At 69.5% G+C, this 13,129-nt stretch carries 9 protein-coding genes and 1 tRNA gene; 9 read left to right on the forward strand and 1 reads right to left on the reverse strand.

The window, feature by feature from the left end:
* Nucleotides 1–50 precede the first annotated feature (50 nt).
* From AB0G28_RS21455 to AB0G28_RS21470, 4 genes are all read left to right on the forward strand, one after another.
* The gene (locus AB0G28_RS21455) at nucleotides 51–2,141 is read left to right on the forward strand and encodes an alpha-galactosidase (RefSeq protein ID WP_361091381.1); all 2,091 of its coding nucleotides are present in this window, start codon (nucleotides 51–53) and stop codon (nucleotides 2,139–2,141) included.
* Between the two features lie 113 nt (nucleotides 2,142–2,254).
* On the forward strand, nucleotides 2,255–3,529 hold the full coding sequence (locus AB0G28_RS21460; protein ID WP_361091384.1) for an extracellular solute-binding protein: 1,275 nt from the start codon (nucleotides 2,255–2,257) through the stop codon (nucleotides 3,527–3,529).
* A complete protein-coding gene (locus tag AB0G28_RS21465) occupies nucleotides 3,511–4,482 on the forward strand; it encodes a sugar ABC transporter permease (RefSeq protein ID WP_361091390.1) in 972 nt (323 codons plus the stop codon). The genes AB0G28_RS21460 and AB0G28_RS21465 overlap by 19 nt, the downstream gene beginning before the upstream one ends.
* The gene (locus tag AB0G28_RS21470) at nucleotides 4,479–5,300 is read left to right on the forward strand and encodes a carbohydrate ABC transporter permease (protein WP_361091393.1); all 822 of its coding nucleotides are present in this window, start codon (nucleotides 4,479–4,481) and stop codon (nucleotides 5,298–5,300) included. The genes AB0G28_RS21465 and AB0G28_RS21470 overlap by 4 nt, the downstream gene beginning before the upstream one ends.
* Nucleotides 5,301–5,705: 405 nt before the next feature.
* On the opposite strand, the gene AB0G28_RS21475 is transcribed toward AB0G28_RS21470, so the two are convergent.
* Nucleotides 5,706–7,343: an ABC-F family ATP-binding cassette domain-containing protein gene (locus AB0G28_RS21475; protein ID WP_361091396.1), complete on the reverse strand. Its 1,638-nt coding sequence runs from the start codon at nucleotides 7,341–7,343 to the stop codon at nucleotides 5,706–5,708.
* A 146-nt stretch (nucleotides 7,344–7,489) separates the two neighbouring features.
* Between AB0G28_RS21475 and AB0G28_RS21480 the strand changes: the two genes are divergently transcribed.
* From AB0G28_RS21480 to AB0G28_RS21500, 5 genes are all read left to right on the forward strand, one after another.
* Nucleotides 7,490–8,401: a PaaX family transcriptional regulator C-terminal domain-containing protein gene (locus AB0G28_RS21480; protein ID WP_361091399.1), complete on the forward strand. Its 912-nt coding sequence runs from the start codon at nucleotides 7,490–7,492 to the stop codon at nucleotides 8,399–8,401.
* Nucleotides 8,402–8,403: 2 nt separating this feature from the next.
* Nucleotides 8,404–9,183 carry an enoyl-CoA hydratase/isomerase family protein gene (locus AB0G28_RS21485; RefSeq protein WP_361091402.1) on the forward strand — a complete coding sequence of 260 codons (780 nt, stop codon included), beginning with the start codon at nucleotides 8,404–8,406 and terminating at the stop codon, nucleotides 9,181–9,183.
* 112 nt (nucleotides 9,184–9,295) lie between these two features.
* The gene (locus AB0G28_RS21490; protein ID WP_361091405.1) at nucleotides 9,296–11,542 is read left to right on the forward strand and encodes a glycosyl hydrolase family 18 protein; all 2,247 of its coding nucleotides are present in this window, start codon (nucleotides 9,296–9,298) and stop codon (nucleotides 11,540–11,542) included.
* Nucleotides 11,543–11,672: 130 nt separating this feature from the next.
* A complete protein-coding gene (locus AB0G28_RS21495) occupies nucleotides 11,673–12,839 on the forward strand; it encodes an alginate lyase family protein (protein WP_361091408.1) in 1,167 nt (388 codons plus the stop codon).
* A gap of 106 nt (nucleotides 12,840–12,945) precedes the next feature.
* A tRNA-Pro gene (locus AB0G28_RS21500) sits at nucleotides 12,946–13,019 on the forward strand.
* Nucleotides 13,020–13,129: the final 110 nt, after the last annotated feature.

Below are 13,129 nucleotides of genomic sequence, written 5' to 3' on the forward strand. Positions count from 1 at the left end.
GAGCGGGACATCCCTTGGCGGCGGCCACGCCGGTGAGCAGGATGTCCCGCATGACCGGGATCAGCTTCCTCGAAGCACACCGCACCTGGGTGCTCACCGGGGAGTCGAGCACGTACGCGCTGCGGCTCGGCGAAGACGACGTCCCGACGCATGTCTACTGGGGACCCGCGCTGCCCGAAGCCGGCGTCGTCGAGCTGACCGGGGAAGCGCTTCCCTGGTGGGACGGCTTCAACGACCCGAACGAAGGGCTCGACGAGCTCGCCGCCGACGGCGGCACCCGCTACTGGACACCCGCCCTGCAGGTCCGCTTCGCCGACGGGACGCGGGCCCTCGAATGGCGGTATCTCGACCACGAAACCACCGGCAGCCACCTGCGGCTGTTCTTCGCCGACCGGCACTACCCGCTGCGGATCACCCTGCACTACCGACTGCGCGGCGACGTCCTCGAACGCTGGGCCGAACTGGCCGCGGACACCGACGTCGAAGTCGTCCGGGCCGACTCGGCCACCTGGGCACTGCCGGTGTCCGAGGACTACCGGCTCAGCCACGTCACCGGCCGCTGGGCCGCGGAAAGCCGGCTGCAGCGGGAGTCTGTGCCCTACGGTGAAACCACGTTCGCCAGCCGTCGCGGGATCACCGGCCACCACGCCAACCCGTGGGTGATGGTCGACGACGGCACCGCCACCGAGCGCCACGGCGAGGTCTACGGCGTCGCGCTGGCCTGGAGCGGATCATGGCGGCTGACCACCACCCGGTCCTCGACCGGACGGCTGACCGTGAGCGGCGGCTTCGGCCAGGACGGCGTCGTCCACCGCGTCGGCCCCGGGCGCCCGCTGACCACCCCGGTCTCCGCCGGGCTGTACACGAGCGGCGGGTTCGGCGCCGCGAGCCGGGCGTGGCACGCCTACATCCGCGCGCATGTCCTGCCGCACCCGGAAGAACTGCGTCCGGTGCTCTACAACTCCTGGGAGGCCACGGGGTTCGACGTCACCGAAGCCGGGCAGCGGGCGCTCGCCGAGCGGGCCGCGGCACTCGGCGTCGAGCTGTTCGTCATGGACGACGGCTGGTTCGGCGCCCGCACCGGCGACCACGCCGGCCTCGGTGACTGGCACGTCAATCGCTCGCGTTTCCCCGACGGGCTCAAACCGCTGGTCGACGCCGTGCACGCCCTCGGCATGAAGTTCGGCATCTGGGTCGAGCCCGAGATGGTCAACCCCGACAGCGATCTTTACCGCGCCCACCCGGACTGGGTGCTGCACCACCCGCACCGGCGCCGGTCGGAGCTGCGGCGGCAGCTGGTGCTCAACTTCGCGCGCCCCGACGTCGCCGCCTGGGCACACGACTGGCTCGACCGGCTCGTCGGCGACCACGGCATCGACTTCCTGAAGTGGGACATGAACCGGCCGTTCAGCGAAGCGGGCTGGCCGGGCGAAGCGGACCAGGACCGGCTGTGGGTCGAGCACACCCACGCGGTGTACGCGCTGCTCGACCGGCTTCGCGCGGACCACCCGGACCTGCGGATCGAGTCGTGCGCCGGCGGGGGCGGCCGGATCGACCTCGGTGTCCTGGCCCGCACCGACCAGGTCTGGACCTCCGACAACACCGACGCCCTCGACCGGCTGCGGATCCAGCACGGCTACAGCCAGCTCTACCCGGCCGGCGCGATGTCGGCGTGGGTCACCGACAACCCCAACTTCGTCACCGCGCGGTCGGCGCCGCTGCGGTTCCGGTTCCACGTCGCCATGGCCGGGGTGCTCGGGCTCGGCGGCGACATCGTCCACTGGCCCGGCGAGGACCTCGCGCTCGCCCGGGACCTCGTCGCGCTCTACCAGGACATCCGGCCGGTGGTGCAGCACGGCGCGCTGTACCGGCTGCGGCCCCCGATCGACGACGGCGTCGTCGCCCTCCAGTACGTGCTGGGCGACCGGTCCGTCGTCTTCGCCTACCGCCAGGCCGCGCACTTCAACGCGCCGGAGCGGCCGCTGCGGCTCGACGGCCTCGATCCGGCCGCCCGGTACGCCGACCCGGATTCGGGCCGGACGCACAGCGGCGCGGTCCTGCTCGCCCACGGACTCCCGCTCGGCTTGCCCGCCGGAGACTTCGCCAGCGTCGCCCTCCGACTCGATCGCGTAAAGATCTGATCTATCTCGGCGTTCGATGCACTTTTGTGCATGTCGGACGCTTGACATCGTCGAATAGATCCGATCAGATGCGTCATACATCACATATGGTGGGTCGAGGAAGGTGGCTGGACATGAGAAGGTCCCTGGCGCTGGGCGCAGCGGCGCTCCTGGCGGTGAGCGCGTGCTCGGTCGGGTCGAACACCGGCGGCACTGCCGCCGACAGGCAGATCACCTTCCTGACGTTCGAAACCCCGAACCTCACCCCGGCCTACTGGGACGCCGCGATCAAGCGCGTCACCGACAAGAACCCGGGGATCAAGGTCAAGAAGCTCGTCGCGCCGACCGCCGACGGGCGGACGTCGTACGCGAAGCAGCTCTTGCAGTCGGGCCAGTTCCCGGACGTGATGATCGCCGTCGACTCGGCGGGCTTCGCCGAGGCCGGCAACCTCTACGCCTGGACGCCCGACGAGCTCAAGGACTTCCAGTTCCCGCAGGCCAACCCGGTCAACGGCAAGTACTACCAGCTGCCCGCGAACACCCAGACGATCCCGCCGATCTACTACAACAAGAAGATGTTCGCCGACGCGGGCATCGCGGCGCCGCCGAAGACGTGGGACGAGCTCGTCACCGACGCGGGCAAGCTCAAGGACAAGGGCTATTCGCCGTTCACCATCGGCGGCGGCAAGGACGGCTTCCCGTCGTCGATGATCCTCTCCGGCCTGGTCAGCACCGAGGTCTACAACACGATGCCGGACTGGCTGACCCAGCGCCGCCAGGACAAGGTCAAGTTCGCCGATCCCGCTTTCCAGCACGCGTTTTCGAAGCTCGCCGACCTCGCGGCGAAGGGGTACGTCGACAAGACCAGCGTGTCGCGCGACTACGCGGCGACCGAGCAGGCGTTCCTCGACGGCAAGAGCGCGATGTACCCGATGGGCAACTGGTTCGCCGCCAACGCCGACTCGAAGAAGCACGACTTCGAGGTGGGCGTGTTCAACTTCCCCACCGAGGACGGCAAGCTCGTCGTCCCCGCCTACACCGGCGGCGGCATGATCGTCAACGCCAAGGCCGCGAACCTCGACGCCGCGCGGAAGTTCGCGCTCGGGTTCCAGCTGGACAAGGACCAGCTGGACGCCTCGGTGAAGGCCGACGGCCTGTTCCCGGCGATCAAGGGCTACACGCCGCCGGCGGGCGTCGGGGCGACCTTCAAGGCCGGCTACGAGTTGTACACCCAGGCCGTCCAGCAGAACGCCGTGGTGCACGCGTTCCGCTGGGAGACCGCCGACGACGGGCTGCTGCCCGGCATGAAGGACAAGGTCGACCAGGCCGCCCAGGACGTCATCACCGGCCGCAAGTCCGTGGCCGACGCGTGCGCGTTCCTGGACACCGAGTGGGCGAAGGCGGGCTGACGCACTTGGCCGCCGTCGTCTCCCCGCCCGCTCCTCCCCGCCCGCGCCAGGCTTTCGAACGCGGCAGGCGGCGCAAGCCGATCCTGCCGCGGGTGGCGCACTTCGCGTCGTTCGGCGCGCCGGGGGTGCTCGTCTACCTGTGCTTCGTGATGGCGCCGATCCTGATCAGTTTCGGTTACAGCCTCACGAACTACAACCCGTTCAACCCGCCGGTGAAGTTCGTCGGCCTGGACAACTACAAGCTGCTGTTCAGCGACGAGCAGTTCCTCACCGCGCTGAAGGTCACCACGATCCTGACGCTGATCGTGGTGATCGTGCCCAACGTCCTCGGCCTGGGCGTCGCGCTGCTGCTGGACCGGAAAGGCTGGCTGTACAACGCTTTGCGCAGCGTGTTCTTCACACCGGTGATCTTGAGCTCGGTGGTCGTCTCGATCGTGTGGTCGCGGCTGCTCGACGACCAGGGGCCGCTGAACAATCTGTTGCGTGCCCTGGGTGTCGAGCACCCGCCGGGCTGGCTGTCCGATCCGGACGTCGCGCTGTACTCGGTGGCGTCGATCGTGTGCTGGCAGATGCTCGGGTTCTGCGTCGTGGTCTACCTCGCCGGGCTGCAGGGTGTGCCGTCGGAGCTGCTGGAGGCGGCCGAGATCGACGGCGCCGGGCCGTTGCGCCGGTTCCGCGCGGTGACCTGGCCGCTGCTGGCGCCGTCACTGACGATCAACACGGTCGTGCTGCTGATCTCGGCGTTCAAGACCTATGACTACGTCAAGGTGATCACCAACGGGGGCCCGGGATCCGGCGCCACGGCGACGATCGCGTTCGACGTGCTGCAGACTGGCTTCGACTCCAATCACGTCGGCTACGCGTCGGCGATGGCCGTGCTGATGCTGGTGATCGTCGCGGTGGTGACGACCGTGGTGCTCAACTTCCTGCGCCGCCGGGAGGTGGACCTGTGACCCGCTCCTGGCTGCGGCCGTCGGTCGCGGTGCTGGTCAGTGCGGTGTTCTTCGTGCCGCTGTACCTGGTCCTGGCCAACGTGGTCAAGCGCGGCGACCTGATCGCGAAGGAGCCGGCGGCGCTGCCGTCGCCGCCGACGCTGGCCAACATCCACGCGGTGCTGACCCGGCCGGACGGGCTGTTCTGGGTGAGCTTGACCAACAGCGTTGTCGTGACGGTGCTGTCGATCCTGGTGCTGACGGTGCTGTCGGCGATGCTGGGCCACTACCTGGCGCGTTCGGGCAAGCGGTGGACGAAGGTGCTGACGCTGATCCTCCTGGCCGGCTTGATGATCCCGCCGCAGGTGATCCTCATCCCGATCACCGACGTCCTGCGCGTCACGCACCTGATGGCCACGCTGCAGGGCCTGGTCCTGTTCAACGTCGGGTACTACGTGCCGTTCGGGGTGTTCGTGTTCACGGGGTTCATCCGCGGCGTCCCGGTGGAGCTGGAGGAGGCGGCCCGCCTCGACGGCGCGAGCCGGATGCAGGTGTTCTGGCGGGTGGTGTTCCCATTGCTCCGCCCGGCGACGGCCTCGGTGCTGATCTTCCTCGGCGTGTGGATCTGGAACGACTTCATCGACCCGCTGATCATCCTGGGCCCCAGCCAGGGCACGACGATCACGACCGGCATCTACCGCTCGATCGGCCAGTACCAGGCGGACCTCGGGAGCGTGTTCGCGCTGATGTTCCTGGCGACGCTGCCGGTGCTGATCTTTTACCTGGCGTTGCAGAAGCAGTTCGTGAAGGGCCTGACCGGCGGGGCGACCAAGGGGTGATCACCGCTCGCACGCGAGAGCAGTGATCACTCGCGTTTCAGGACGGCGCTCACATGCAAGAGCGCTGCTCTCCCCGGAGCGGAGAGCAGTGCCCTGATTCAAGAGCGCCGGCCACGCTGGTCATTGCGCGCCCCGGGCAGTGTTCCGATTCGAGAGCGCTGCTCACGGCCTGCCGCGAACAGCGCTCCGCCCCAAGAGCGCTGCTCACGTTCATCTCTCGACAGCGCCCAGCATCGAGAGCGCCGCTCACCCCAAACCACCCGGAGTGTTCCACTTCGAGAGCACCGCTCACTCCCAGCGCGAGCACCGTTCAGAACCGAGAGCACCGCTCGCAACACCCTCAAGCACACCGCTCCCAAACGAGAGCACGGCTCACCCAACCTGCCACAACCGGAAGCCCGGTAGTCACAGCTCGCGGACCTTGCCGGCGTCGACCTCCAGCCGGCGCGTCACATGGACAGCGTCGAGCATGCGGCGGTCATGGGTGACCAGCAGCAGCGTCCCCGGGTACTTGTCCAGCGCCGCCTCGAGCTGCTCGATCGCGGGCAGGTCGAGGTGGTTGGTCGGCTCGTCCAGCACCAGCAGGTTCACCCCGCGCGCCTGCAGCAACGCCAGCGCCGCCCGCGTCCGCTCCCCCGGCGACAGCGTCGCCGCCGACCGCAGCACGTGCGCGGCCTTCAACCCGAACTTCGCCAGCAACGTCCGCACCTCGGCGTCGGCGAACTCCGGCACCTCCCGCGCGAACGCCTCCGCGAGCGGGACGTCACCCAGGAACAACCGCCGCGCCTGGTCGACCTCGCCGACCACCACTCCCGGCCCGAGCGCGGAGGAACCGCCGTCGAGCGGAACCCGGCCCAGCAGCGCGGCCAGCAGCGTCGACTTGCCCGAGCCGTTCGCGCCGGTGATGGCGACCTTGTCCGCCCAGTCGATCTGCAGGTCGACCGGCCCGAGCGTGAAACCACCACGCCGGACGACCGCGCCGCGCAGGGTCGCGACCACCGCGCCCGCACGCGGGGCCGCGGCGATCTCCATCCGCAGCTCCCACTCCTTGCGCGGCTCCTCCACGACCTCCAGCCGCTCGATCATCCGGTCGGTCTGCCGCGCCTTCGACGCCTGCTTCTCCGTCGCCTCCGACCGGAACTTCCGCGCGGCCTTGTCGTTGTCGGGCTGCTTCCGGCGGGCGTTCTTGACGCCCTTCTCCATCCACGCCCGCTGCATCCGCCCCCGCGCCTCCAGCGCGGCCTTCGTGTCGGCGTACTCCTCGTACTCCTCCCGCGCGTGCCGCCGCGCGACCTCACGCTCCTCCAGGTACGCCTCGTACCCGCCGCCGTAGACGTTCACCTGCTGCTGCGCCAGGTCCAGCTCGACGACCCGGTCCACCGTGCGAGCCAGGAACTCGCGGTCGTGGCTGACCAGCACGGTCGCCGCCCGCAGTCCGGAGACGAACCGCTCCAGCCGGGCCAGCCCGTCCAGGTCGAGGTCGTTGGTCGGCTCGTCCAGCAGGAACACGTCGTACCGGCTCAGCAACAGCGACGCCAGCCCCGCCCGCGCCGCCTGGCCGCCCGACAACGACGTCATCGGCTGGTCCAGGTCGACCGCGAGCCCCAGGTCGGCGGCGACCTCGGCGGCCCGGTCGTCGAGGTCGGCGCCGCCGAGGGCCAGCCATCGGTCCAGCGCCGCCGCGTACTGGTCGTCCGCGCCCGCCGCGCCGGCGGTGAGGGCCGAAGTCGCCGCGTCGAGGTCCGCCTGCGCCGCCGACACGCCGGTGCGCCGGGCCAGGAACGCCCGCACCGACTCACCCTCCCGCCGCTCCGGCTCCTGCGGCAGGTGCCCGACGGTCGCGGTCGGCGGGTTCAGCCGGATCTCGCCGCCGTCCGGCTTCGCGAGCCCGGCCAGGGTCCGCAGGAGCGTCGACTTGCCGGCGCCGTTCACCCCGACCAGGCCGACGACGTCGCCGGGCGCGACCACCAGATCGAGCCCGGAAAAGAGGATGCGGTCACCGTGGCCCGCGGCCAGGTCCTTCGCGACGAGAGTTGCGCTCATGAGGTAGCCGAGTCTACGACCCCGTGGTGAAGTGTCAGATCAAGGTCAAAGCCACCGGCCGTGTGTGTCCCGTGGCGCTTTGATCACTCAGTGTGGGTACCCTGTTCGGTTGTCAGTCCCCCAGCGCAGTGAGGTCGGTGAACAGCATGGGCGAACCCGCTCCCCCGGTCACCCTCGGCCGCAGGCCGAAACCGAGGGAAGGCCGCCCATCCGCGCCCCGGCCCACGGTCAGCCGGCGCCGCGAGGTCAGCCACGCCAGCGCGCGGTCGCTGCTGATGACCGTACTCGGCGAGTACGCGCTGCCGCGGGACAAGCCGGTCTGGACGTCGATGCTCGTCGAGGTGCTGGGCATCCTCGACATCGAGGAGAAGTCGGCCCGGCAGGCGCTGGCCCGCTCCGCCGCCGAGGGCTGGGTGGTGTCCGAGCGCGTCGGGCGCCGCGTGCGCTGGTCGCTGACCCCGCCCGGGCGGCGCCTGCTGACCGAGGGCGCCGACCGGATCTACGCCTTCGGCCGCGAGGAACGCCGCTGGAACGGGCAGTGGCTGATGCTGATCGTCTCCGTCCCGGAGGCCAAGCGCGATCTCCGGCACCGGCTTCGCACGCGCCTGACCTGGGCGGGCTTCGGCTCGCCCGTGGCGGGCGTGTGGGTGAGCCCGGACCTGTCCCGCCAGCGCGAGGCCCAGCAGATCGTCAACGAGCTCGGCCTGGACGCGCAGGCGATGTCGTTCACGGCCGCGTACGGCGAGGTCGGCGAGCAGGAGTCCATGGTCGCGCGGTCGTGGGACCTGAGCGAGCTGAAGGACCGCTACGAAGACTTCATCGACCGGTTCACCGGCCTGCACCCCACCGGCGGCCGCGCGGTGCTGCGGGCGCAGACGGAGCTGGTGCACGAGTGGCGCCGGTTCCCCTTCCTCGACCCGCAGCTGCCCGCCGAGCTTCTCCCGGCGAAGTGGAGCGGGACGAAGGCAGCGGAACTGTTCCATCACAAACACGTCGACTGGCGTCCGGAGGCCCAGCAGTATTGGGACGACATCGTCGAAGCCGAAGAAGCAGGGTGAGCATGACCGAGCAAGTCCGCCTCGACCGTGATGGCGGGCTCGCCGTCCTGACCATCGACGCCCCGCCGCTGAACCTCTACACGGCTTCGCTGCAGTCGTCGCTCTCTTCGGCGATCGGCGCACTGGAGGCGGAACCCGCGCGGGCGCTGCTCGTCCGGGCCGAGGGCAAGATCGTCAGCGGCGGCGTGGACGTCTCGCTGTTCGACGCCCAGGGCTCGGCCGCCGAGGCGAAAGGGCTGTTCGACGAGATGCTGGCGGTGCCGGACCGGATCGCGGCACTGCCGTTCCCGACCGTGTTCGCCGCGCACGGCCTGTGCCTGACCTGGGCGTTCGAGGTCGCCGTCGCCTGCGACATCATCCTCGCCGCCTCGCGGGCGAAGTTCGGGCTGGTCGAGAAGGTCGTCGGGCTCACGCCGACCATGGGCGGCACCCAGCGGCTCGCCGCGCGGGCGGGCGTCGGGCGCGCCAAGGAGTTCGTGATGACCGGCGACACCTACGACGCGGCTACGCTGGAGCGCTGGAACGTCGTCAACCGCGTGCTGCCCGACGAGGGCTTCGACGCGGCCGCGCGCGAGTTCGCCGGGCGGCTGGCCGAGGGGCCGACGCGCGCCCACGCGGCGACCAAGCGCGTCCTCGACCACTACTCCGCCGGCGGCGTCCCCGAAGCGAACGCGCACATCACCACGATCGCGGCTTCGCTGTTCGAGACCGAGGACCTCCGCAACGCCGTGAAGTCGTTCCTGGCCGACGGGCCGGGGAAAGCCACGTTCGCGGGACGTTAACCCGCCATCCGGACAACGGTTTCCGCTGTTCGGCCGGACGCGGTTCTCCCCGCCGCGGGTTACATTCAGTGTGGTCTAGACCACACCGGATCCCGTCGCTTGGAGAACCGCCATGAGACGCACCCGCACCCGACTACGCTCCGCGCTCGCCGTCGCACTGATCGCGATCGGCGGCCTGGCGCCTCCGGCCGCCGCGGCCGGTTCGCTGACCGCCACCCTGGCGATGACCGGCACCACCGGCACGTACACGGTCACCAACGGCGGCACGGCGTCGGTGAGCAACTGGACGATCACCTTCACGCTGCCCGCCGGCGTCACGGCGAGCACCGGCGAAAACGGCACCGTGAGCCAGAACGGCACCCAGGTCACGCTGACCCCGGCGTACTACATCGCGACGCTGGCGCCGGGGCGCAGCACCTACCCGTACAGCCCGACCTTCCGGCTCAGCGCGGCCGCGACGCCGGCGCAGTGCCGGATCGACAACGCCAACTGCGACGGTTCACCGGACACGCCACCGGGCGCGCCGGCGAACCTGCGACTGGTCGCGAAGACGACGAAGACGGTGGTGCTGGCCTGGACCGCGTCCGCCGCCGGTTCGCTGCCGGTGACCGGGTACGACGTCTACCAAGGAACTTCGCCGGCCACGTCGGTGAGCGGGACGAGCGCCACGATCAGTGGACTCGCTCCGGGCACCACGTATTCGTTCACGGTGAAGGCCAGGGACGCCAAGGGGAACACCTCCCCGGCGAGCGCCGCTTTGGCCGTCACGACGAACAACCCGGCCGACGACACGCAGCCGCCGTCGGCGCCCGGTGCCCTCCGCTCGACGGCCGCGGATTCGGGCAGCGTCTCTTTGACCTGGACCGCGTCGAGCGACAACACCGGCGTGGTCGGCTACGACGTATACCGAGGTTCCGTGCTGGCCACGACGGTGACCACGACGTCGGCGGTGGTGACCGGGCTCGCACCGTCCACTTCGTACACGTTCACGGTGCGGGCCCGCGATGGGTACGACAACCTGTCGGCGCCGAGCAACGCGGTGGTGGCGAGGACCGGCGACATCGTGTCCGGGTACGCGAAGGTCGGGTACTTCGTGCAGTGGGGAATCTACGGGCGCCAGTACTTCGTGAAGAACCTGGAGACTTCGGGCGCGGCGGCGAAGCTGACACATCTGCTGTACGCGTTCGAGAACATCGATCCGGTGAACCTGACGTGCCTGTCCGGCGTCACGAAGGGCACCACGGCCAACCCCCAGGACCCGAACCAGGGCGACGGCGCGGGTGACGCCGAGGCCGACTACTCGCGGCCGTTCGCGGCGGCGCAGTCCGTCGACGGCGTGGCCGACACGGGCTGGGAGCCGTTGCGCGGCAACTTCAACCAGCTCAAGAAGCTCAAGGCGAAGCACCCGAACCTGAAAGTGCTGGTGTCGCTGGGCGGCTGGACGTATTCGAAGTACTTCTCCGACGTCGCGGCCACGGACGCGTCGCGCAAGAAGTTCGTCTCGTCGTGCATCGACACGTGGCTCAAGGGCAACATCGCACCGTACGGTGGCGCGGGCGGTCCGGGCACCGCGGCGGGGATCTTCGACGGCATCGACCTCGACTGGGAGTGGCCGGCCAGCGCCGACGGCCACCCGGGCAACCACTGGAGCGGAGGCGACAAGAACAACCTCACGGCACTGCTGGCCGAGTTCCGCACGCAGCTCGACGCGTACGGCGTGACGACCGGAAAGCGGTACCAGTTGCACGCGTTCACGCCCGCGGACCCGGCCAAGGTCGCGTCCGGCTGGGACCTGGCCAAGGTGTTCGGTTCCCTGGACGTCGCGAACGTGCAGGGTTACGACTTCCACGGCGCGGGCAGCGACAACTCGTGGGAGCCGAACCGCACGGGCCACCAGGGCAACCTGTACGCCGACGCGGACGACCCGTATCCGTTCCACTTCAGCGCCGAAGCGGCGATCAACGCGTACACGAACGGGGGCGTCGACCCCCGGCGGCTGACGCTCGGCCTGGCGTTCTACGGCCGAGGCTGGCAAGGCGTCGCCGACGGCGGCAAGAGCGGCGAGTGGCAGCCGGCGACCGGCGCGGCGCCGGGCCAGTTCGCCGAGGAGGCGGGCACCCGGGGCTACGCGAACCTGGTGGCGAGCGTGCCGGGCTGCACGGTCCACCACGACACGGCCGCGGTGGCGACGTCGTGCTACACGGGCAACGGCGGCCAGTGGTGGACGTTCGACGACGCGTGGTCGATCGGGCTGAAGACGACGTGGCTCAAGTCGCGCGGCCTGCTCGGCGTGATGGCGTGGGAGATGTCGGGTGACACCGGCGTCCTGATGAACGCAGTCAGCAGCGGACTCGGGTGAGTTTGTTCAGCCCGCTGAACGGCTTTTGTTCAGCGGGCTGAACCCTTTCTTCGACCCTTGACCAATAGTGGTCTGGACCATGACACTGAGGGCAGCGCGTCCCCCGGACACCGTCGTCTCGAGGAGAGCCATGTCCCCCTTTCGCAAGGCCTTCACGCTCGTCGCGGCGTTGGTGTTGAGCCTGATCGCCCCACCGGCCCCCGCGGCCCCGGCGACGTTCACCCACCCCGGCGTGCTGGTCAGCCGCCCCCAGCTGGACTTCGTCAAGGCCAAGGTGAAGGCCGGCGCCCAGCCCTGGAAAGCGGCGTACGACCAAGCCCTGGCGAGTTCCTACGCCTCACTTTCCCGGACACCGAAACCGCGTGCGGTGGTCGAATGCGGCTCGTATTCGAATCCGAACTACGGCTGCACCGACGAGCGCGAAGACGCACTGGCGGCGTACACGGACGCACTGATCTGGTACCTCTCCGGCGACGCGCGTTACGCACAGAAGGCGATCGCCCTGATGGACGCGTGGTCGGCGACGATCACGAGCCACACCAACAGCAACGCGCCGTTGCAGACAGGCTGGGCGGGCTCGTCATGGCCGCGCGCGGCGGAAATCATCAAGTACACGTACCCGAGCTGGCCGAACTCCGGGCGGTTCGCCACGATGCTGCGCAATGTCTACTTGAGCAAGGTGATCAACGGCAGCAACAGCAACGGAAACTGGGAACTGTCCATGATGGAGGCCGCGATCGGCATCTCGGTGTTCCTGGAGGACCGGACGAGCTTCGACAAGGCGGTCACGAGGTACCGCAACCGCGTCGCGGCGTACGTGTATTTGTCCTCGGACGGCCCCCTCCCGAAGACGGTCCCCGGCAGCGGCCTGTCGACCCGCGACCAGATCGTGAAGTACTGGCAGGGCCAATCGACATTCGCGGACGGCCTGACGCAGGAAACCTGCCGCGACTTCACCCACACGGGCTACGGCATAGCGGCGATAGCCGACGTGGCGGAGACGCTGCACATCCAGGGCCAGGACGTGTACACGACGGACGTCGGCACACGCCTGCGCCAGGCACTGGGCTTCCAGTCGAAGTACCAGCTGGGCACGGCGGTCCCGACGTGGCTGTGCTCGGGAAAGCTGAACCTCGGCCTCGGCCCGGTGACGGAGGTGGGCTTCAACGCCCTGCACACGCGCCTGGGCACGGCAATGGCGAACACCCAGACCCTGACGGAGCGCCAACGCCCGGCGGGCACGAACGGCCTGTTCGTGGCATGGCAGACCCTGACGCACGCAGCCAACCCGGCTTGATCTTCCCTGGCGGTGTTTGCGCAGGTCAAGTGCACTGGGGACCCTGGTTGCAGGGCCGTTCGGAGGGCACGCTAAAGTACTTCCACGCACTCAGGGAGTGCGGGTCCGGGCTGTGGCGCAGTTTGGTAGCGCACTTGACTGGGGGTCAAGGGGTCGCAGGTTCAAATCCTGTCAGCCCGACCGGATCGGCCACGTTTACGCAGGTAGACGTGGCCTTCTTCACGTCCAGGGTCGGCCCGGAAGCCCCGGCGGTGGCGGACCTGCCGAAGTTCGGTGAATGGACGTCGGGT

Origin of the sequence: Amycolatopsis sp. NPDC021455 (genome assembly GCF_040640995.1) — a bacterium.
GTDB lineage: Bacteria > Actinomycetota > Actinomycetes > Mycobacteriales > Pseudonocardiaceae > Amycolatopsis.